This window comes from Pandoraea sp. LA3, from assembly GCF_022696215.1.
Lineage (GTDB): Bacteria > Pseudomonadota > Gammaproteobacteria > Burkholderiales > Burkholderiaceae > Pandoraea > Pandoraea capi.
Genome location: NZ_PTPY01000024.1, coordinates 80,442 through 101,004, shown reverse-complemented (window position 1 = coordinate 101,004; position 20,563 = coordinate 80,442). Strand labels below are relative to the sequence as shown.

19 protein-coding genes are annotated in these 20,563 nt (G+C 64.9%); 13 read left to right on the top strand and 6 right to left on the bottom strand.

Annotated features, from left to right (window positions below):
- Positions 1-53 precede the first annotated feature (53 nt).
- From C5N93_RS05905 to C5N93_RS05895, 3 genes are all read left to right on the top strand, one after another.
- Positions 54-191 (top strand): entericidin A/B family lipoprotein, encoded by a 138-nt coding sequence (locus C5N93_RS05905; protein WP_039374867.1) that lies wholly within the window; start codon positions 54-56, stop codon positions 189-191.
- A gap of 145 nt (positions 192-336) precedes the next feature.
- A complete protein-coding gene (locus tag C5N93_RS05900) occupies positions 337-921 on the top strand; it encodes a hypothetical protein (protein WP_217432464.1) in 585 nt (194 codons plus the stop codon).
- A 502-nt stretch (positions 922-1,423) separates the two neighbouring features.
- Positions 1,424-1,732 (top strand): hypothetical protein, encoded by a 309-nt coding sequence (locus C5N93_RS05895; RefSeq protein ID WP_069342187.1) that lies wholly within the window; start codon positions 1,424-1,426, stop codon positions 1,730-1,732.
- 108 nt (positions 1,733-1,840) lie between these two features.
- Here the strand turns inward: C5N93_RS05895 and C5N93_RS05890 are convergent, their stop codons facing one another.
- Positions 1,841-3,253, bottom strand: coding sequence for a methyl-accepting chemotaxis protein (locus C5N93_RS05890; protein ID WP_069342186.1), 1,413 nt, complete (start codon positions 3,251-3,253; stop codon positions 1,841-1,843).
- A 289-nt stretch (positions 3,254-3,542) separates the two neighbouring features.
- Entirely contained in the window at positions 3,543-4,478 is a 936-nt protein-coding gene (locus C5N93_RS05885; protein ID WP_242558612.1) for a LysR substrate-binding domain-containing protein, read from the bottom strand.
- A 151-nt stretch (positions 4,479-4,629) separates the two neighbouring features.
- Between C5N93_RS05885 and C5N93_RS05880 the strand changes: the two genes are divergently transcribed.
- The 3 genes from C5N93_RS05880 to C5N93_RS05870 all read left to right on the top strand — a co-directional run bounded on the left by C5N93_RS05880 (position 4,630) and on the right by C5N93_RS05870 (position 7,465).
- Positions 4,630-5,421, top strand: coding sequence for a sulfite exporter TauE/SafE family protein (locus tag C5N93_RS05880; RefSeq protein ID WP_242558611.1), 792 nt, complete (start codon positions 4,630-4,632; stop codon positions 5,419-5,421).
- A gap of 104 nt (positions 5,422-5,525) precedes the next feature.
- Positions 5,526-6,473, top strand: coding sequence for a PfkB family carbohydrate kinase (locus C5N93_RS05875; RefSeq protein ID WP_242558610.1), 948 nt, complete (start codon positions 5,526-5,528; stop codon positions 6,471-6,473).
- Positions 6,474-6,556: 83 nt separating this feature from the next.
- Positions 6,557-7,465: a LysR family transcriptional regulator gene (locus tag C5N93_RS05870; RefSeq protein WP_069342184.1), complete on the top strand. Its 909-nt coding sequence runs from the start codon at positions 6,557-6,559 to the stop codon at positions 7,463-7,465.
- A gap of 117 nt (positions 7,466-7,582) precedes the next feature.
- On the opposite strand, the gene C5N93_RS05865 is transcribed toward C5N93_RS05870, so the two are convergent.
- Both C5N93_RS05865 and C5N93_RS05860 read right to left on the bottom strand, forming a co-directional pair.
- Complete coding sequence (locus C5N93_RS05865) at positions 7,583-8,689, bottom strand: SDR family oxidoreductase (protein ID WP_069342183.1); 1,107 nt, start codon at positions 8,687-8,689, stop codon at positions 7,583-7,585.
- 41 nt (positions 8,690-8,730) lie between these two features.
- A complete protein-coding gene (locus C5N93_RS05860; protein ID WP_242558609.1) occupies positions 8,731-9,660 on the bottom strand; it encodes a MipA/OmpV family protein in 930 nt (309 codons plus the stop codon).
- Between the two features lie 276 nt (positions 9,661-9,936).
- Here C5N93_RS05860 and C5N93_RS05855 point away from each other — a divergent pair, with 276 nt between their 5' ends.
- The 6 genes from C5N93_RS05855 (at position 9,937) to C5N93_RS05830 (ending at position 16,709) form a co-directional block, all read left to right on the top strand.
- Positions 9,937-10,641: a response regulator transcription factor gene (locus tag C5N93_RS05855; protein ID WP_150722638.1), complete on the top strand. Its 705-nt coding sequence runs from the start codon at positions 9,937-9,939 to the stop codon at positions 10,639-10,641.
- A gap of 3 nt (positions 10,642-10,644) precedes the next feature.
- Positions 10,645-11,964, top strand: a complete 1,320-nt coding sequence (locus tag C5N93_RS05850; RefSeq protein WP_242558608.1) for an ATP-binding protein — start codon at positions 10,645-10,647, stop codon at positions 11,962-11,964.
- 247 nt (positions 11,965-12,211) lie between these two features.
- Positions 12,212-13,348: a porin gene (locus C5N93_RS05845; RefSeq protein ID WP_242558607.1), complete on the top strand. Its 1,137-nt coding sequence runs from the start codon at positions 12,212-12,214 to the stop codon at positions 13,346-13,348.
- Positions 13,348-14,067: an ABC transporter ATP-binding protein gene (locus tag C5N93_RS05840; RefSeq protein ID WP_242558606.1), complete on the top strand. Its 720-nt coding sequence runs from the start codon at positions 13,348-13,350 to the stop codon at positions 14,065-14,067. Before C5N93_RS05845 ends, C5N93_RS05840 begins: the two co-directional genes overlap by 1 nt.
- Positions 14,068-14,106: 39 nt before the next feature.
- On the top strand, positions 14,107-15,045 hold the full coding sequence (locus C5N93_RS05835; RefSeq protein ID WP_242558605.1) for an ABC transporter substrate-binding protein: 939 nt from the start codon (positions 14,107-14,109) through the stop codon (positions 15,043-15,045).
- A gap of 2 nt (positions 15,046-15,047) precedes the next feature.
- On the top strand, positions 15,048-16,709 hold the full coding sequence (locus C5N93_RS05830) for an iron ABC transporter permease (RefSeq protein WP_242558604.1): 1,662 nt from the start codon (positions 15,048-15,050) through the stop codon (positions 16,707-16,709).
- A gap of 4 nt (positions 16,710-16,713) precedes the next feature.
- Here C5N93_RS05830 and C5N93_RS05825 read toward each other — a convergent pair whose 3' ends face one another.
- Positions 16,714-18,141 carry an MFS transporter gene (locus C5N93_RS05825; RefSeq protein WP_242558603.1) on the bottom strand — a complete coding sequence of 476 codons (1,428 nt, stop codon included), beginning with the start codon at positions 18,139-18,141 and terminating at the stop codon, positions 16,714-16,716.
- A gap of 127 nt (positions 18,142-18,268) precedes the next feature.
- Here C5N93_RS05825 and C5N93_RS05820 point away from each other — a divergent pair, with 127 nt between their 5' ends.
- Positions 18,269-18,994, top strand: coding sequence for a helix-turn-helix transcriptional regulator (locus tag C5N93_RS05820; protein ID WP_242558602.1), 726 nt, complete (start codon positions 18,269-18,271; stop codon positions 18,992-18,994).
- Positions 18,995-19,076: 82 nt separating this feature from the next.
- Here the strand turns inward: C5N93_RS05820 and C5N93_RS05815 are convergent, their stop codons facing one another.
- Positions 19,077-20,480, bottom strand: coding sequence for an MFS transporter (locus tag C5N93_RS05815; RefSeq protein ID WP_242558601.1), 1,404 nt, complete (start codon positions 20,478-20,480; stop codon positions 19,077-19,079).
- Between the last annotated feature and the right edge of the window lie 83 nt (positions 20,481-20,563).

The window sequence follows — 20,563 nt, the reverse complement described above, 5'->3', positions numbered from 1 at the left end:
CTCGCGCTTCCCATGCGCCTCGAACGACAACATCTCTCCAAGGAGAAATCAAAATGAAACGATTGATCGCCATCGCTCTGCTTTCGGGCTTCGCACTGGGCCTCGCCGGCTGCAACACCATCCACGGCGCAGGTAAGGACGTCGAGAAGGGAGGCGAAGCCATTCAGGGCGCCGCCGACCGTAACAAGTAACGATTGCCGCGCCACGCCGCCCCCCTGGCGTGGCGCATCCCCCGGTTGCCCCCCAGCGACACACCGGATCCCTCGGATCCACGACACGCGGCGCTCGACGTCGCGCCTCATGCTCGCCAAATCCCCAGCCAAGGAGGACTCTGAGATGTCACATCGAATCGCCATGAATGTCCTGACCTGCGCCTGCATCGCGGCAGCAGGCATGCTGAGCACCACGGCAGCCAGCGCGGCCGATGCCGCAGCCAAGGACCGGTACGACGCCGCGCAGAAATCCGCCGAAGCGGACTACAAGGCCGCCGCCGCGCGTTGCGACGACATGAAGGACAACGCGAAGAAGATCTGTGTGGAAGATGCGAAGGGCAAGGAGAAGATCGCCAAGGCCAACGCAGAAGCCGACTACAAGCAAACGCCCACGGCCCGCTACGATGCCGCCGTCGCCAAGGCAGACGCGGACTACAGCGTCGCCAAGCTGCGTTGCGATGACAAGAAGGGCAACGACAAGGATGTCTGCGTGAAGGACGCCGACGCCGCCAAGACCAAGGCCTATGGCGACGCCAAGGTCATGCGCACGAGCCGTGAATCGTCGAAGGACACCATGGCCGCACGCCAGGATGCCAACGCCGATGCCAACAAGGCCCAGTACAAGGCCGCCATGGAACGCTGCGACAGCCTGACGGGCAACAGCAAGGACAGTTGCGTCGCCGAAGCCAAGACGCGCTATCACCAGTAAGCAGGGCCGTCGCCGAAATTTCCCCAAATTTTCGCGAACGGTCACCCAGGTTTGGCAGGGAGGAGACGGTGTCCCACGCGAATATCGCTGGACGCCGGCAACGGGCGAATGCTGCGCAAGTGGCATTCGCCCGCTGTTTTTGTGCGACACGCGCCAGCGCCATGTAAATGAATGTAACAAGTGTCGCGCAACGACGCGCTCTGCGCGGTCGGTGCGCGGCGGGGCGATGTCAACCGAAACCAGCGCAAAGCGTTGATTCTGCATAGAATAGGGGCCTGATGCACACGTTTGGCGGCCGCCTTTCTACGCCCGAACGTTCCCCACACCGCTCCCGTTCGCATACTTTGCAACAATTGCGACAGGACCGCGTTTCGGAACTTCAGTAAAGTAAAGCCAAGGAATCTGACGAATCAGGGTGCCGGCGGGCACCGGGCGCGTCGAGCGGCATGGTGCCGTTCGGGCGCTGTCATCAGTACGCTGCCAAGTCCGCAGGAGAAATGTCATGAAAACCAAGTTTGCCGCCCTTGCCATCGCCGGGGTCGCGCTCGCCGCGGGTGCGATCGGAACGGCGCAGGCTCACGTCTCGGTCGGGATCGGCATCGGTGTACCGCTGATCGCGCCGGCCCCGGTCTATGCTCCGGCCCCGGTGTATGTCGCGCCGCCCCCGCCGGTCTACGTCGCCCCCCCGCCGCCCGTCTACGTGGCACCTGCGCCGGCCTATTACGGCCCGCCGCCGGTGTACTACGGTCGTCCGTACGGTGGCTATTACGGTCGTGGCTACTGGCGTCATGGCCGCTGGTACGGCTATTGATCGACGGCCGCCTCCGGTACAACCGGCATCGAATGAAAAACGCGCCGCCGACGGCAATGTCGGCGGCGCGTTTTGTTTTTTGTTTATGACGCCAGCGCGTGCGACGTGTCAGCGCGCCACGCGATAAGCGATCCGGAAACCGCCCCAGTGTCGCCCGTTCACGTAGATCGGCGCAGACGCATCCTTCATCACGACAAACTCTCCGCCGCCCATATCGCGACGATACGTTTGCAGCAATAGCGGTTTGGTATTGCGTCCGGCGGCCGCTCCGGTGCGGTCGTTGAAGAGCCGTCGGTTACGGCAATGCGCGGCGTTCCAGACCGGATCGTTCGTCGGCGCCTGCGAAAACTTGCGGTTATGCGTGGGCAGATAGCCATTCTCGTCGACGGCCGCACAGAAGGTGATGCGCTCGTTCATGCCGAGTAGCGGCTCCTGAATCGCGGGCAGTGTCTCGTCGGTAAAGCGCGTGAAGCGCGCCATCAACTGTTGCGGGTTGGATCCGGGAATCGGCTCGTAGCGCCGGTCGAACAGTTCCTGCTCGCTGATCTTCCCCTTGGCCAGCGCCGCCTCGAAACTTTCCCCGACCTGCCGGGCCGCGCGACGCACCGCGCGAATGAACGGTGTGTCTTCGGTTTCGACGTCCGCTTCGGCAATCAGGCCGATCAGGTGCTCGGATACCGACAGCAGACCGTTGATACGCTCGCGCGCGCTTTCTACGTGATCGGCCGAATGCGTCACGCCATCGGCCATCTCATCGACGTGCGCCGCGAGCGTGCTGCATTCGTTTTCGATGGCTTCGCTCGCCTGCGCGATCTGTCCCGCCTGACGGTCGAACGTATCGAGCGCGCTGCCCGCCGTCTCGATCACGCTGGCGATGGCGCGCGTGCCTTCGCGGGCATCGTTGGCGCGCGCGACGTTGGCATTGCTCTCGCGCATGAGACGTTCGGTGCGCTCGCCAAGCGCAGCGAGCGTGTGCTCGATCTGCTGCGTGGCCTCGGCGGTCTTGCTCGCGAGTAGCTTCACCTCCGTTGCAACGACGGCGAAGCTGCGTCCCGCGACACCGGCGCGCGCCGCTTCAATGGCCGCGTTCAGGGCAAGCAGGTTCGTCTGCCGGGCGATGACGGAAATGCCTTCGGCCACTTTGCCGACGTGATCGAGCGCTTCGCGCAGCCCCGATATCTCGTCCGCCATGCCGGAAACGCCTTCGACCAGCCCGTGGATCGACGCGAGCGACGCGTCTGCCGTGCTGCGCGACGCCGAAATTTCGGCGCTCGCGCGGTCGGCGACATCTCGCGCCTCACGTGCGGCGCTGGCAATGCGCTGATTGCCCTCGCTGGTATCGGTCGCGGCACGGCGAAGCTCCTGGAACACCTCGGCCTGTCGCTTGATCCGGACGGCGATTTCATCGACGTTACCGGCGATATCGCACAACTCCACCCCGAGGGTGCCCGCGTTGGCGGCCACCTCGCTCATGATGTTGACGGTCTGCGCGGCTCCCCTTGAGCGCGTGAATAGCCCCATCGTCAGTCTCCTCGCATCTCTGATCTGCTTGTTATGACGAGGGCGGGACGGTCGCCGGAACTGCCGAAAAACGTAAAACGCCGGGTAGACGTCTGCGCCACACGTTCGGGTCTCTGTTGACCCTGTGTCGAAAAGTATAACGGGAGAAAAAACGGCCGACTTGAGGGTTTCTTCGCGTGGTTTTCACCCACTCAGGCCGTGTTTTCCCTGCACTTTCGACGCTTTCGATGTTATGCGGCCACACTCTCACGCACGGCTTACGCGGGACTTACGGCAGCGTCAGGCCGCATCAGGACGCGGCAGCGTCGCTTTCGTCGCTATTGACGCTATTGGCCCCCGCCACCGCACGGCGCAAGGCCTCGCCCACGGCGATGACCAGATCCCCGGCATCGCGGCGGCGCAGCAGGGCGACTTCGCTGTCGGCATCGGCGTCTTCCAGCGCCACGCGGCAGACGTCCGATCCGGCCAGCGCGGCCAGGCTCTCAGGCACGATGGCAACCCCGAAGCCGGCTGCGACCAGATGAACGAGCGTCGCCTTGCGCGAGGTCGCCACGGCCGCCGTGGGGAAGAATCCGTGCTGCTGACACAGTTGCGCCACGCGATAGCTCAGCCCGCCACGCTCGCGATGCGGCAGCGAGACGAACGGCGCCGACGCCAGCGCCGCCACACTCACCGACGCCTTCGACGCCAGTGCATGCCCCTTCGGCACGAGCAATAGCAGACGCTCTCGCGCCATCGTCTCGCAAACGAGCGTCGGCGCGGGGCGCAGTACCGGCAATCGCACGAGTCCGACGTCGATCCGTCCCGCTTCGATCTCGTCTTGCTGCTGCTCGGACGACAACGTCGAGATATCGACGTTCACCCCGGGATGCGCGCGCAGATGCGCGTACAGGGCCGACGGCAGCGCGCCGGCAAACGGCACCGAGCTGGAATGCGCGAGTCGCACCGTGCCCTGCTCGCCGCGCGCCACGCTGCGGGTGAGCGCCACGGAGCCTTCGAGTTCGGTAAGCACGCGTCGCGCTTCGCCCACGAACGTGCGACCGGCGGGGGTGAGCGTCACCCCCTTGGAGGAGCGTTCGAGCAGCACCGCCTGCAATTCGCGCTCCAGCTCGGATATCTGCCGGCTCAAGGCGGATTGCGCGACGAAAAGACGCTCCGCCGCCGCGCTGAACCCACCCGCGTCGACCACTTCGAGGAAATACCGCAACTGTCGCAGCGACACCATGACCATGCCGTTTCGAGATCGAATATCGCCACATTCTATATTGGCGCGACACCCTCACGCGGCCCTAAGCTGACGGAAAACCCGCGTGCCATCGGTCTACGCGGCCCGCAGCTTCTCGTCCTGACGTCTGTCGAAACGTCCCTTCGCCGCCATGCTTTCAACGCTATCCATTGCCCTGCCCGACACCTTCGCTACGCTGACGGCCGCCCTTCCGACGCCCGGCCATTGGCTGCTGATGAGCGCCGCCCTGGTCGTTGCGTATGTGATCTTCGGCGTTGCGGGCTTCGGCACGGCGCTCGTCGCCAGCCCGATCCTCGCTTACGCGATGCCCGTTGCGCAGATCGTGCCGATGCTCGCGCTGCTCGACTTCGGCGCGGCGTCGGGCAACGTGATGCGCAACGCGCGCGCAGCGGACACGGACGAACTCAAACGTCTGGTGCCCGCGCTCGTGCTGGGCAGCCTGATCGGCGGCGCATTGCTGCTGCACCTGCGCCCTGACGTTCTGTTGCGGGCGCTCGCATGGTTCGTTTGCGCCTACGCGGTCTTTGCGCTGATCGGGCCACGCGCGAAATCGCGTCTGTCGCAGGCGTGGGCGGTGCCGTTCGGCGCGCTCGGCGGCATGTTCGGGGCGATGTTCGGCAGCGGAGGGTTCGTCTTCGCGATCTATCTGACGAGCCGGCTGGAACGCGTCGAAGCCATGCGCGTGACGCAGGCGACGCTCATCGGTCTGAGCACCCTCGTGCGCGCCACCTTGTTTCTGTTCGCAGGGGTCTATGCCGACGTGTCGATGCTCGTCACCGCGGTCTCGCTCGTTCCCGCAATGATCGTCGGCATGTGGGTCGGCAAGCACATCACGCTGCGCCTCTCGCGGCAGCAGTTCGTGAGGGCGGTGAATGTCGTAGTACTGGCTGCGGGCATCGCTTTGCTGATCCGCAGTCACTGACCGATCTCACTGTCGGTTAGCGCTGTCGGTTCGCGCGGTTCAATCAGCGAGGGTCGGGTATGCTGACGGCCGTTCTCACCTGATCGTCTCGCGACGCCCCCGTCATGTCCCTGCCTGCCCTGCTGGTTTTCGGCGAAGCCCTTACCGATCTGATTCGCCAGCCGGACGCCGAGGGTCGCCAAGGCCAGCAAAATCGCCAATGGGTGAGTCGCGCGGGCGGTGCGTGCTGGAACGTCGCACGCGTGAGCGCTGCGATGGGCGTAGCAACGGGATACGGCGGCGCAATCAGCACACACGCCCCATTCGGCACCGAACTGCTCGCCCTGTCCCGTGACGCCGGACTGGACGAGCGCTACTGGCAAGCCGTCGATGCGCCACCGCTCGTGGCCGTCGTGCATCGTCACGATCCCCCCGCGTACTTCTTTCTTGGCGAAGACGCCGCCGATCTGGCCTTCGATCCCGGCGCATTGCCCGACGGCTGGCAAGACGCCGCCCATGTCGCCCACTTCGGCTGCATCAGCCTAGTTCGCGAACCGCTGGCGGGCACGCTGCTCGACCTCGCGACGCAATTGCACGCGCGTGGCGTCGCCATCAGCTTCGATCCGAATCTTCGCAATCTGATGGGGCCGGACTACTTCGCGACGTTCGCACGCATGGCGAAACTTGCCACGTGGCTCAAGTTGTCCGTGGAGGATCTGCGCGGTCTGTATCCCGCGCGGACCGACGTCGATGCACTGGCAGACGTGCGTCGCCTCGCGCCGCAGGCCGACATCCTGCTGACGGACGGCGAGCGCGGCATGCAACTTTTGCTGGCCGACGGCACGACGCTCGTCCAACCCGCCTATCCCGTGGATGTGGCCGATACCGTCGGCGCGGGCGACGCCGCCATCGGCGGGTGGCTCGCCAGTCGGTCACGCGCACCCGAGGCCCCCGTGACCGACCATTTGCGGCGCGCTGCGGCGGCGGCCGCCCTCGCCTGCACCCGCACCGGCGCGCATGCGCCAGACTGGGACGCGGTCGAGCAGCTCATCGCCTCGCAACGTCCCCTCTGAGCGCCTTTCGTCACCCGAGCCAATCATCCGAATAATGGCTATGATGAGAGCCAATCATCACCATAGCCGATAAATTCGACGATATGACGCCGGACCAATTGCTGACATTCGCGACGGTGGCCGAACTGGGCAACATCAGCCACGCGGCGCAGGCATTGCACCTGTCGCAGCCCGCGGTCTCCGGGCAGTTGCGGCTCTTGCAGGAGTCGTTCGGCGAGCCGCTCTACCGGCGTGACGGACGCGGCATCCGCCTGACGGCCGTCGGCGAGCAGGTCGCGGTGTACGCCAACAAGCTGCGTCAGGACTACCGTCAGGCGATCGCACTGCGCGACAGCCTGCGCGGACTCGAGACCGGCGCGCTGCACATCGGCGCCAGCACCACGCCCGCGAGCTACCTGTTGCCGTACGTCATCGCGGAATTCCACCAGCGCTACCCGGCCGTGGCGCTGCATATCATCGACGGCAACACCAGCGAGATCGTCGCGCAACTCGACCGGCTCGACGTGGCCTTCATCGAAGGCGCGGTGCCGCCGGGGTTGTCGCCGGAGATTGCGGTGCGTCCGTGGCGTGACGACGAGATCGTCGCGATTGCACGCGCCGACCATCCGCTCGCGCAAACGCCCGAAGGGGCGTCGTTGCAGGCCATCGCCGCCTATCCGCTCATCATGCGCGAGCCGGGGTCCGGCGTGCGGGCGCTGGTCGCGCGCGCGTTCTCGGTCTCCGGGCTGGAGCCACGCGTGGCGCTCGAACTGGCGGGGGTGGAAAGTATCAAGGAAGCGGTGCGCGCGGGGATGGGTGTGGGATTCGTCTCGGCGATGTCGATGCGCCATGAGGACGCCGCGCTCGCCACCGTGCGCATCGATCCGCCGCATGGCCTCAAGCGCCTGCTGACGGCGCTCGTGCCGCATGCCGATGCGTTATCGCGCCCCACCGAGCGCTTTCTCGCGCAATGCTTCGCAGGGGACGCCACCGATCCGGCCGCCTTGCGGTGACACGTGACGACGACCCCATCGTACGCCGCACGGCACTCGTCGCACCGCGAACCGGACCGGCGCGCCGAACCGGCCTCCTCCGGTCCTGCTTCAGATCGCTTTCAAGTCGTTTTCAAGTCATTTGAAATCCCACGCCATCTGCTCGGCCACCGACGTCGACTCGGATGACCGCACGCACACGTCCAGATAATCGGTGACCGACGGCGGTGGCGGCGTGCCTTCGGACAGCAGACGACGGTTGTCGAACACGTAGTCGAGCGCCGCGAACGCGCCGTAGCGTCGCAGCGCCTTGGCCATCAGACGGCTGTTGCCGTGTCCGAGCTGACGCGCCAGTGCGGGCGTCAGACGGTCGATCTCGGTGTCTGCGATATGACGGAAGCGCTCGCCCAGCGGCGCCACGCCACGCGCCTTCGCCAGCGCCGCCTCGATCTCGCGGATGGTGCGCGCACTGCCCTCGCCCGCCGACACGTGATACAGGTCGTGACGCAGACGCGGCAGGAACGCCAGATCGATCAGCGCATCGGCGCAGTAGTCGACAGGCACCACGTCGAGACGGTCATCCAGCCCACAGGTGAAGGCGCCGAGCAACTGCACCATCCGGAACATCCAGAAGATGCTGCCCGACGGTTCGCATCCGAGACGCGTGTGCCCCACCACGATGGACGGCCGCGCGATCACCAGCGGCAGGCCCGGCCACTCCTTGCGCAAGCGCCGTTCGGCTTCCGCCTTGGATGCCGTGTACGCAACCACCTGATGATCGGCAAGCGCCAGTTCGTGCGATTCCTTCACCAGCCCCGAGAGCGAATCGCCGCAAGCCATGGCCGTGCCGACGTGCACGAAGCGCTCCAGCACCGGTGACGCGGCCACCGCACGCGCGAGCGCCAGCGTGCCGCTCACGTTCACTGTGTCGAGCTGCGGATGCGCGGAGAAGCTGGCAATCGCACCGGCGTGTATCACGTGCGTGACGCTGCGCATGCGCGGGTCGTCGTCGAACGTCACCGGCTGTGCAAGGTCACCGCATACGATATTCGCTTCGGTCAGCGTGAGCCGGTGGACGGGCGCGACGCGAAAACGGTCCATGGCGGCGCGCACGCGGGCAAGACCGTCGCTGCTCGTGCGCGCACGCACGAGCAGCAACAACGACGGACCGAAGCCGTCCTTGAGGAGTTGGGCGACAACGGCGCCGCCCACAAAACCGGTACTGCCGGTGACGAGAATTCGCATGGCTTGGGCCTCGCAAAACTAGGGGAAACGAAACCGCGACGTCAGAACGTGTAGTCGAGCGTAGCGGCGACCTGATAGTTGGTCTTCTTGAAAACGATGGGACTCTTCGACGCGTTGCCGGTGTAGCGCATCACACCGCCCGCGACCGTGGTGCTCCAGTGCTTGGTGAACTTGTGTGTCCAGTTGGCGGTGAGGCTCACGCCGTACAGACCGCCGCCCGGCGCGTATTGCCGGTAGCCGGAGTTCAGGCTCTGATTGGCCGTCACACCGAAATAGGTCTGTGCATACTTGCCGCTGGCGAAGTGCGCGGCCGCACCGACGCCGACCGAATCCGCCGCCGACTGATAGACCACGCTGTCCACCGCGAAGCGATAGACGTTGCCGCGATCGCGGTTGGTCAGCGCAACGTCGGTCGCCACACTCACGACCGCCAGATCGCCGATGGCGTAACCGGCTTGCAGCGTGGTGAAGAGCGAGCCTTTGATATCGCCCATGCCGCGCAGCTTGTCGGAACCGGCATCGAGCCCCTTGGGGTGGTCCTTGCGACCGCCGTCGTACGAGAGCGCCGCGGACACGAAGAAACCGGCGGGCAGCGACAGGCGATAGCCGATGCCGCTCAGTCCGACGAACACGCCGAAAGGCGTTTGCAGCGCGAGATTCAGCGCAGGCGTGGCGTGGTATTCGTCGCTGCCCATGTAGCGTGGCGAATACCCGACGCCGCCGCCGATGGTGAACTCATAGCCGCTGTCGGCTGCATTGGTCGGCAGGCTCTGATCCTGCTGAATGCCGCTATAGCGTGCCGGTTCGACGGCATACGCCTGCGAAGCAATACCGGCGAACAGCAGTCCCGCCGCACCGGCCGCTGCAAGCCGATGCAGATGACCATGGCGTTGCTCGCGTTGCGCCGTGCGAAGGTGGCACGCTGAGTTGCGCGCTGATTTTCGGGCTGATTTGCTGTGGCGGCTTTTCATGGCACTCCTACAAGATCCGATAAGTGTTTGAATTTCGATTGCGAGGGTTGGCATTGCGATCGACGCATCGAGACGGATGGATCGCAAGGTGATCGCATAGTAGGAAAGAAGCCGCCGCTTGGCTGTTATCCGATTTAGGAGAGTTGTGAACAAATGTTTTCATTTGTTCGCAGGTTTGAAACGTCCGCCCGGCGGGGCTTTCGGGCAGTAAAATGCGCTTCACCGGAGTGCCGCCGATGGCGTGCGGCACCGCACAACAGGAAAGGAATACCGGCCATGTACCGAGTCTTGCTGGTCGAGGACGATGCGCGTCTGGCCGCACTCGTCACCGAATATCTGCACGCCTACCGCTTCGAAGTGGCGGTCGTGGGCGATGGCTCGCGTGCCCTGGAGCGTTTTCGCGCGTTTTCGCCTGACATCGTGGTTCTGGATCTGATGTTGCCCGGCATGGACGGCATGGAGATCTGCCGCCAGTTGCGCGCGGTCAGCGCCACGCCGATTCTCATCCTCACGGCGCGCGAGGACACCTACGATCAGGTCGCTGGCCTGGAGGTCGGCGCGGACGATTACGTCGTCAAGCCGGTGGAACCGCGTCTGCTGCTCGCACGCTTGCGCGCCTTGTTACGACGCGCCGTGCCGATGGCCGAGGTGGAAGTCGAGAGCGACGACGGGCTCACCTTCGGGCAGTTGCGCATCGTTCCGCGCGACCGCATGGTGTTCTGGCGCGGCGCGAGCGTCGAGTTGAAATCGAACGAGTTCAGCCTGCTGCTGATTCTGGCGCGGGGGGCGGGGCGTGTCGTCACACGCGACGAAATCCTCCAGCAACTGCGCGGGATCGAATTCGACGGCATCGATCGCACGGTGGACGTGGGCATTTACCGGTTGCGCAAGCGCTTCGAAGACACCGATGGCGAACCGCAACGCATCAAGACCGTTTGGGGCCGGGGTTATCTGTTCAGCCCGTCTGCCTGGGAGAGTTGACGCATGTTTCGCGTGCTTTTGAAGTTGTACGCGCTGGTCGGCATCTCTGTCGTCGCCGCGATTCTGATCATCACCTACACGTTCGGCCATCTGTTCATGGACACCATGAACCGCTCGGCGCAGACGCAACTGGGCGGCTACGCGTGGCTCATCAACGAGAAACTTGCCGACATCCCGGAATCCGAATGGCCGCAGTTCATCGCCGAATTTGCGTCGAAGACGCAGGACACCCTGGAACTCAAGCCGCTCAAGGACTTTCCCGTCGAGCGTGAGTATCTGCGCCACGAACTTGAAGCGGGATTGCCGATCGTCAACGGCACCGACGGCGAGCATTACGCCATGCGCCTGCGCGATTCGCAGTGGGTATTGACCTCCGCGAGCGGCACCGACCTGAGCATGAAGCAAATCAACTACCTGGCCTATGCGGTGGTGGCGTTACTGATGCTGATCGCGGTCCTCACTTGGGTGCGCTGGTACTGGTCCGATCTGAAGTCACTGAACCGGGCGGCGATTCGTTTTGGCGAAGGCGATTTCAGTTCACGGGCGAAGGTGTCGAGCTTCTCGAACCTCACGGCGCTGGTGGGCGTATTCAACACGATGGCCGATCGCATCGAGCGTTCCATCAAGACGCAGAAGGACATGATCAATGCGGTGTCGCATGAACTGCGCACACCGATCGCACGGCTGGATTTCGGGCTGGAGATCTTGCAGCAGCGGCGTCACGACGCCGATGCCGATGACCGGATCAATGCGCTCAAGGGCGACATTCGCGAGTTGGACGAACTCGTCACCGAGTTGTTGTCGCTCGCACGTCTGGACCAGATCACGGCGCCGCCGACGCGTCAGTGGGTGTCGTTGCGACTGATGTTCGACAGTCTGGCGGCGAACTGTACGGAAGTGCTGGCGGCGCGCTCCATTGCGCTGGACATCGCAGCGGAGCCGGGTGCCGATCGGGTGGAGGTCGAGCCGAAGCTGTTGGCGCGGGCGGTACAGAACCTGCTCAACAATGCGATGCGACACACCTCGCGACGCATCGTTTGCGGGGCGAAGACGAGCGAGAACGGCGAGATCGTGATTTACGTCGACGACGATGGCGAGGGTGTCCCGGCACCGGAGCGTGCCCGCATCTTCGAGCCGTTCCATCGTCTGGACAGCAGCCGCAATCGCGCGACGGGCGGCTTCGGTCTGGGGCTGGCCATCGTGCGCCGCATCGCCCTGCTCCACGGCGGCCGCGTGGGCGTCGAAACCTCCCCCCTCGGCGGCGCACGCTTTACGATCACCTTGCCGGCCAATCATTCGGCCCCGTTCAGCCCGGCGTTGTGAGCGCCGGCCGCATCACAGGCTTGTCGCGTTATTTAATTGCAGAAAATTAGAGTTTCTCGTTAGTTTTTGCAATTAAATAACGCACCCTCCCCTCATTTCCCTCATCCCCCTCAACGGCCGCCAAGCCCTCCCCGGTCGGCCAACCGCATGCGCCCCCTCCTCGTTGGGATGACGATGCATTGTCATTTTCACGACATGTTGGCCGCTTACATTGGCGGCTCAATTTAATCCCAAAGAGGACCTTGTCATGAAACCCAACCTCCGCATCGCGGCGGCCGGGGGCTGTCTGGCGTTCGCCAGCTGCCTGCCCATGCCCGCTCTGGCCCAGTCTCACGTTCAGCTCTACGGGCTGATCGACTCGGGTGTCGAATTCCTTACCAACGCCGACAAGAACGCCGCCGGCAATACCGTCAGCCTCTCGCGCATTACCTCGGGCAACCTCGCCGGTTCGCGCTGGGGCATCAAAGGCACCGAAGACCTCGGTGGCGGCAATAAAGCGTTCTTCCTGCTCGAAAACGGCTTCAACCTCGCCAGCGGTCAATCGCTTCAGGGCGGTCGCGAGTTCGGACGTCTGGCCTACGTCGGCCTGTCGAACAAGTCCGTCGGCGCCTTCTCGATCGGCCGTCAGGGCGGTGTGTTCCTCGATTGGGTTTCCAAGTTCAACCCGCTCAACAACGCCGTCTACGCCATCAAGATGCAAGACACGGCGTTCTCCGACCGTCTGGACAACAGCCTGCGCTACACCGGCAAATTCGGTGACTTCGAAGGCATGATCCAATACTCGAAGGGCTACGACGACGTGAGCTTCGGCGCCGCCAGCACCACGCCGGGCGACAACCGTCGCGCACAGGTCGTCGATGCGGGTATCCGCTACGCCAACGGCCCGCTGTCGTTCGTGATCGCCTACGACCAGAAGAACGGCGGATCGACGCTGCCGAACGCCGCCATGACCTCGAAGGTCGGCGGGTACGAAGGCAACATGGACCGCCGTATCGCCGCCGCCGTGCAGTACTCGCTGCAAAGCGTCGATCTGTACGTCGGGTATCGCTACCTGAACGCCAAGGCCATCCACCTCTCGGCCCTGAACAAGAGCCCGGTGGAAGCGTCGAGCTACTACTGGATCGGCTCGACGTGGCACGCCACGCCCGCCGTCGACCTCTCGGCCACCGCCATGTATCAGGACTTCTACGGCACGAACCGTGATCCGCTGTCGTTCCAGGTCAGCGCCGACTACAGCTTCTCGAAGCGTACCGACGTCTACCTCAACCTCGGCTACGTCGTGAACCGCAACGGCTCCGATCTCGGTCTGAACGGTTTCGGCACCAACGTGGTCGCCGGCAAGAACCAGTTCGGTACGATGGCCGGCATCAAGCATACGTTCTGATGACGAGCGACACCCGCCCTTCGCAAGACGGCACGACGCCGTCGCGCGCTGGCGTGTCCGTGTCGCTGCGCGCGCTGCGCCAGACTTTCGGTGCGGCGCGCGTGCTCGACGGCATCGACATCGATGTCCCGGCCGGCACCACGACCGCCCTGCTCGGCCCCTCCGGATGCGGCAAGAGCACCCTGCTCAAGCTGCTCGCCGGCCTGCTCGCCCCCACCGGGGGCGAAATCCATTTCGACGATACGGTAGTTGCCAGCGCCAGCGTTTGCCACGCCCCCGAATTGCGCTCGCTCGGCATGGTCTTTCAGGACTACGCCCTGTGGCCGCACATGAGCGTGGCCGCCAACGTGGCGTTCCCGCTGGAGATGCGCGGCGTGAAACGCGCCGAGCGCGCACAACGCGTCGAAGACGCGCTCTCGCTCGTGGGACTCGCAGGTCTGGGCAACCGTCGTCCGCAAGCGCTCTCCGGCGGCCAGCAGCAACGTGTCGCCCTCGCGCGCGCCATCGTCTCGGCGCCCCGTCTGCTGCTGTTCGACGAACCGCTATCCAACCTCGACCGCGATCTGCGCACGCGTTTGTGCGCCGATATCGGCGCGCTGCTCTCGCGTCTGGGCACCACCGCTGTCTATGTGACCCATGACCGCGAAGAAGCCGAGGCGCTGGCCGACCAGATCGTGATCCTCGCCCACGGGCGCGTTGACAAACGTATTACGAGGTAGCCCATAATGCTCCACCGCAAAATTATCGCGACACTCACCATGGCCTTTGCTGCAAGCGTCGGCGCGCAACATGCGCATGCGCTGACCGTCTATACCGCCGGCCCCGGCAACCTCAGCAAGAAACTCGCTTCGGGTTTCGAGAAGAAGACCGGCATCAAAGTCGATGTCTTTCAGGCCACGACCGGCAAGGTGATGGCCCGCATCGAAGCCGAACAGGCCAACCCGCGTGCCGACGTGCTCATCTCGGCCTCGTGGGATACCGCACAGGATCTGGAAAAGCGCGGCTGGCTCGCCCCGTTCCAGAGCGCCAACGCCTCGCGCGTGCCGGCCCCGTTCAAGACAACGCACTACGTCGCGCAAGGTCTCTCGGCGCTCGGCATCGTGTGGAATGCCAAGTCGGGCACGCCGGAACCGCACGACTGGCGCGACCTCACCAAGCCCGCTTACCGCAATCTCGTGACGATGCCGGACCCGGCCCTCTCGGGGGCATCGGCCGACCTGTTGCTGGGTCTGCAAGCGCGTCTGGGCAACGAAGCGTGGAAGCTGTTCGACGACCTCAAGCAAAACGGCATGGTCGTCTCGGGTCCGAACGCGCAAGCGCTCAACCCGGTGCTGCAAGGCGCGAAGGCGGCCGTGTTCGGCGCGGTCGACTACGTCGCGTACGCGGCAGCGGCCAACGGTGAAGCCGTGAAGGTGCTCTTCCCGACGAGCGGCACGGTCATTGCGCCGCGTCCGATGATGATTCTGAACACGTCCAAGCAGCAGAACGAAGCGCGTCAGTTCATCGATTACGTGCTCTCCGAAGAAGGCCAGCAGATGGTCGCCGAAGCGTGGCTGATTCCGGCGCGCGAAGACATCGCCATCAAACGCGCCTCGTTCAAGGATCTGCGTCTGCTGCCGCAAGGCGATGCGCAATCGTCGAACGCTTCACGCGCCGAAGTGCTGGCACGTTTCGCAAAACTCAACGGCCAGCACTAACGGTGAAATCGCTCCGACTTCTTCCCACGGCGACCGTCGCAGCGCTCGCCGTCGTGGTGGCGTTGCCGGTCGCGTTCGTTCTGTTACAGGCTGTCTTCCCGCACCTCGCACAGGGCTCGCTGCGCGCGCCCTTTTCCGCTGTCTGGCCAACGCTGTCGCATGGCGACACGTTGCCGCTCGTCACCAACACGCTACGACTGGGCCTGTCGGTGGCGCTCGGCACGGCGCTGGTCGGCGGTGCGCTCGGAGCGGTTCGCGGTCTGTTCCATGTACCGGGCGCACGGCTCTGGGATCTGTGCTTCCTGCTGCCGTTTCTGGTGCCGCCCTACCTCGCGGCACTGGGCTGGATGCTGCTGTTGCAAACGGGCGGCTACGCCCAGCAACTCACCGGACTCGACGCCGGACGGTTCCTGTTCTCGCTACCGGGCCTCGTCTTCGTGATGACGCTCAACATCTTCCCCGTCGTCTACTTCGCCGTCTCGCGCGCACTGGCGACGACCGGCTCGCGACTGGCCGACGTCGCACGCGTGCATGGCGCCTCGGCATGGCGTGCGTTCCTGCGCGTGACACTGCCGCTCGCGTTACCGGCGTTCGCGGCCAGTCTACTGCTCGCGTTCACCATGGCCATCGAAGAGTTCGGCGCCCCTGCCGCGCTCGGTGCGCGTGCCGGGTTCTCCGTACTCGTTACGTCCATCGAAGGCCGCTTCGCCGACTGGCCGATCGATCTGCCCGGCGCATCGATCCTGTCGGTGGTGCTCGCCGTGCTAGCGCTGTTCGCGTTCGTATTGCAGCATCGACTCGCGGCGGGCAAGGACTTCGAGACGCAGACGGGCAAGCCCATCGCGTCGCCGCCCCGTGCGTTGGGACGCTGGACGGTCCCCGTCATGCTTGGCTTCGGCGCAGTAGCCTTGCTCGCCACAGCCGCCCCGCTGTTCTCGATCCTGGCGACGGCCTTCTCCGGCACGCTCTCGGGCGGCCTGTCGATCGCCAACCTAACGACGGCGCACTTCACGGCGTTGCTCGGTCAGGGCGCGGAAGGACTCGAAGCCCTGGCGACGAGCCTGTCGCTGGCACTGGGCACATCGCTCGTGACCGGCGTACTCGGGTTCCTGTGCGCGTGGTGCGTCGTGAAGTCGACGATGCGGGGACGGGTGCTGATCGACGGTCTCTCGCTGCTGCCGCATGCGCTACCGGGTATCGTGGTCGGCGTCGGCCTGATCCTCGCCTGGAACCTGCCGTTCTGGCCGGTCACGCCGTACAACACGTGGGGCATTCTGTTGCTCTCGTACTGTTGCCTGCTCCTGCCGTATCCGGTGCGGTACACGAGCGCGGCGTTGCGTCAGATGGCGGCCTCGCTGGAAGCGGCGGCACGCGTGCATGGCGCGCCCGCGGGCGTCACGCTGCGACGCATCACGCTGCCGTTGGTGATGCCCGCACTCGGCGCATCGCTGATGATCGTGTTCGCCATCGCCTCGCGTGAACTGGTGACCTCGCTGCTGCTGGCGCCGAGCGGCGTGCAGACCGTCTCGATCTTCGTCTGGCGTCAGTTCGAGCAGGGCTCCATCGGTCAGGGCATGGCGATGGGCGTCGTGTCGATGGCGGTAAGCGGCACGCTACTCATGCTCGCATCGCTGCTTGGCAGCAAGCGCGGGAGCACTGCCTGATCTTTCACGTCGCGGCAGCGAACCACCAGATCACCGCCACGAAGCACGACAGCGCGGTCGCAATCCACAACGCCAGATGCATGCCTGCATCGAACGACCGGGACACAGCAGACGCGGAGGCGACAGAAGACGCGGCGATCAACGCACCGAAGATCGCGACACCCAGCGCCGCCCCCGTCTGACGCGCTGAATTGAGCACCCCCGCCGCAACGCCTGCACGATGCCGTTCAACGCTCGACATCAACGCAGCGGTCGCGGCGGGCGTAATGAGGCCACCGCCCCATCCCACGGCGAGCAACGGCAAACCGATGTGCCAATACGGCGACGTTTGCGTAGCCGGCAGCATGCCGACGAAACCGACGATAGAACAACCGATTCCGGTCATCACCGGCCAGCGAAACCCGTCGGCCCTGGCCCAGCGTCCCGACACCATATTCCCGACGGTCACCACCGCCGTGAGTGGCAGAAATGCCAGCCCTGTGCGCAGCGGGGAATACCCCCGCACCTGCTGGAAGTACAGACTGAGGACGAAGATCAGCCCGAAGAACGTCAGCGTCGTCGTCATCGCGACGATGGCCGCGCCCGAGAACATGGGATTGCGGAAGAAGGTGAGTGGCAGCATCGGTTGCGCCCGCCGCGCTTCGGTCGTCAGAAAGGCGATCCACGCGGTGATGCAAACGGCGGCCCCCATCATCACCGTCGGTGAACGCCATCCGATCGACGGTGCTTCGATGAGCACGGCGACCAGTGAGCCAAGCGCGAGCATCGCCAAGCCCTGCCCCGGCAGATCCAGATGACGTGGGTGCCCGCGACCCTCACGAGAATCACCGGAATCCCGGTATGGGCTGTCGTCGATGCGCGATGTCGTCCATAGACCGATCATGCCCATGGGCACATTGACGAGAAAGACGCTGCGCCACCCCAACCAACCGATCAGAACACCGCCCACCAGCGGACCGGCGGCAAGCGCCGCGCCACCGCACCCAGCCCACACGCCGATCGCTCCCGCACGCTCGCCCGGATCGGGATAGCTGTGGTTGAGCAGCATCAGCGAGCACGGCACCAGCAGCGCCGCGCCGATGCCCTGCAAGACGCGTGCGGCCGTCAGCACCGCAAGGCTCGGCGCGACCCCACAAAGCACTGAGGCGAGCGTAAAGATCGCCAGTCCCGCCAGATAGACGTTGCGCGCGCCCCAGCGATCCCCCAGCGTGCCGCCCGTCAGGAGCAAGCTGGCGAAGGCCAGCGTATAGGCGTTCACCACCCACTGAAGACCGGCAATGTCGGTCGACAGGGCGCCGGCGATGCGCTCCAGTGCGACATTGACGATCGACGTGTCGAGAATGACCACGATATAACTGATACTGGTCGCCGCCAGCACCCGACGCTGTAGCGCATGGCCCTGAGACATCTCGACTTCGGCATTCCCGGCCATCGTTGCACTCCGCATCGTTTCGACGCGATCCAGCATAGACGAGCCCCCGCCCCCGATGCTTCGACCGACAACGAAATATCGCGCCGTGCACCTGTGCTAACGTCGAACCATGACTGGAGTGAGTGCCATGTATCCGCAACCGAACGTCGCCTTCGCCGCATCCTTGATCGCCGATCCTGCCCGTGCCGCCATTCTCATGGCGTTGGCCGATGGGCGAGCGCGGCCTGCCGGTGAACTCGCCTATGCCGCCAGCGTGACCGCACAAACGGCCAGCGCTCACCTGAGCAAGCTGCTCGCCGGCGGATTGTTGAGCGTCGAGACGGAGGGCAGACACCGGTACTATCGGCTGGCCGGAGCGCACATCGCACAGACGCTGGAGGATCTTGCGTCCATCGGCCTCACGCAGATGACACGTCGCAGACCGCTCACGCGACAGGCCCGGGAACTTCAGTTCGCGCGCTGCTGCTACGACCATCTCGCGGGGCGCGTTGGCGTGGCCGTCACGAACGGTCTTCAGTCGCGCGGCTTCATCGTGAGCGCGTCCGACAAACAGTTCGAGGTAACGCCGGCCGGCATCGAATGGTTCGCAAGCCTTGGCCTCGACGTGACCCGGATCACGCCGACACGACGCGGTCTCGCGCGGCAATGTCTCGACTGGACGGAACGTCAGCACCATCTCGCCGGCCCGCTCGGCGTGCAGTTTCTGGCGGTGCTTTGCGCGAAAGGCTGGGTGCGTCGCGACAAGGCCTCCCGCGCCGTACAGGTCACGCAGCAAGGCGCACGAGCGCTGAAGGAACAGCTTGGGGTCGACGTCCACGAACTCGCGTGCGCCGACGCGTCACCGGGCCATTAAGCAGGCGATGGCAGCGTTGCACTGCCATCCGCCCACGCTCCCTATCGGCTTCCCGCACACGACCGTAGCAGCGCTCGCCTCATCACCGGCGCCAGCGCAGCGGCCGCCGCAACGGGTGCCGCTGCGGTCCGGTCGCGACCCACATCGTGGTCGCGCCAGCCGTGCCAGCCGCACCAGCCGCTCCGATCCGTTCGCCGGACAGCGCGGCCGCTTCATCCTCTTCATCCTTGTCGACGGTCTTGCTGGTGTCGATGAATAGCGCCGCAATGACACCTGCACCGAGCAGCGCCGCCGAGATCGCGAACGGTACGTTGTAGCTGCCGCTCGTCTCGATCAGATAGCCGAACGCCACAGGCGAGATCATGCCCGCCAGCCCAAAGCCCGTGTTCATCATGCCGCCCGCCGTGCCGGCGTACTTCCCCGCGATGTCGAGCGGAAGCGTCCACAGCACCGGGTTGGTGATTTCGAGGAAGAAAAACGACGACGAGAGCAGCAGCACCGCCACCATCGGGTCGGACACCATCGTCATGGGCAACAGAAACGCCAGCGATCCGCCCATGCCGACGACCAGCACCGACACCCGCGCGAAACGCAACCGGCCTGTCATCTTGTAAAGCTTGTCGGAGACGACCCCGCCCAACGTGTCGCCCACTACCCCAGCGAGCAGCGGCAACGCCGTGAACAAGGCCAGTTGCTTGAGATCGAAGCCCTGCGATTCGCGCAGATACGACGGCATCCACGTCAGATAGACCCACAGCAGCCAGCCGTAGCAAAAGTCCACGAACGTCACGAGCCACATGCGACGGATGAGCTTTCGCCAGGGCGTGGACGCCCGTTTGGCCCGCTCGCAATCTCCCGAGCGATAGCCGATCTCCGCAGCCTCTTGCGGCGTCACGCGACGGTGCTGCTCCGGCGTGTTGGTGAACACCTTCATGTACAGCACGGTCCACGCGAGGCTCACCACACCCAGCACGATGAACGCTTCGCGCCAGCCGAACGCCACCACGATGGCGAGCACCACTGGCGGCGTAATCGCCCCGCCAAGACGCGCAAAGCTGTGCGTGATGCCCTGCGCAAACCCGCGCTCACCGACAGGCATCCAGTAAGTGAAGGCACGCGTGGCGGTGGGGAACGCACCGCCCTCGCCGATGCCCAGCACGAAGCGCAGCACGACCAGCGTCACGATGCTGCCGGCAAATCCGGTGGCAAGCGTGGCCGCGCCCCAGATCAGCGAGAGCACCGTCAGCACCAGCTTCGGCCCGTAACGATCCGCCAGCCATCCGCCGAAGATCTGCATCGCGGCATACGGATAGGCAAACGCCGAGAACACGAGGCCTAGCTGCACCGTCGTGAGCCCCATCTCCTGTCGGATAAAGGGTCCCGCAACCGCAATGTTGACGCGATCGATGTACGAGATGAAATACATCAGGCACATGACCGCAAGAATGATGTGGCGCGTTTTCACGCGACCGGTACGCTTGTCCATGTTGTCTCCTATGTATTTACGTCGCACACGTCATGCGCGTGCGATCGTGTCCTGCATGACGGGGGACGTAGCCCCCCTGGCAC